The sequence below is a fragment of the Halocynthiibacter sp. genome, from assembly GCF_049608145.1.
In the GTDB taxonomy this organism is placed as follows: Bacteria; Pseudomonadota; Alphaproteobacteria; order Rhodobacterales; family Rhodobacteraceae; genus Halocynthiibacter.
Map to the genome: position 1 here is coordinate 1 of NZ_JBMYXF010000130.1, position 540 is coordinate 540.

General features: G+C 54.8%; 1 protein-coding gene and 1 pseudogene. Both read right to left on the reverse strand.

All coding sequences use genetic code 11. The annotated features are described in order from the left end of the window. Positions 1-241 (reverse strand): annotated as a pseudogene (locus ACPGUT_RS16170) (CoA pyrophosphatase); the annotation flags it as partial. Continuing rightward, on the reverse strand, positions 234-540 hold a 307-nt coding region (locus ACPGUT_RS16175; RefSeq protein ID WP_423993138.1), incomplete at its 5' end, for an Hsp33 family molecular chaperone HslO. The gene ACPGUT_RS16175 and the pseudogene ACPGUT_RS16170, both read right to left, overlap by 8 nt.

Below are 540 nucleotides of genomic sequence, written 5' to 3' on the forward strand. Positions count from 1 at the left end.
TATCGGCATCGGCGTCGTCCTGCTTGCCGCCCGGAAATGCAATTTGCCCTGGATGGTGCTTGAGCGCAGAGGAACGCTTGGTGAGGTAGACATGCCAAGCACTGTCTTTCTCGGCCAGCAAAACAAGTACACCCGCCGGGCGAAGTTTTCGCGCGTCGGGAAGAACGACATCTTTGTTCAGATCGAAATCTGAAGACCCGCCATTTGCAAGGTCGAGCGCAGCTAGTGCGCGGTCAAGCATCCGGGTTCGCTTCGTTATCAAACCCAAGTGTGCCCGGATCGAGCACATAATGCGCCCCGCAGAACTGACAATCCGCAGTAACACGACCATCATCCGTGGTCATCTTTTCGATGTCTTTCATCGAATAGATCGACAAACTCTGACGCACGCGCGCTTCCGAACAGGTGCACCCGAATTTGACAGAACGCGGCTCGTACACACGTGGCTGTTCTTCGTGGAACAAGCGCAAAAGCAGATCGCTGGGCGCAACAGTTGGGCCAATGAGCTCAAGCTCTTCGACTGTATCCAACAGGATGTTC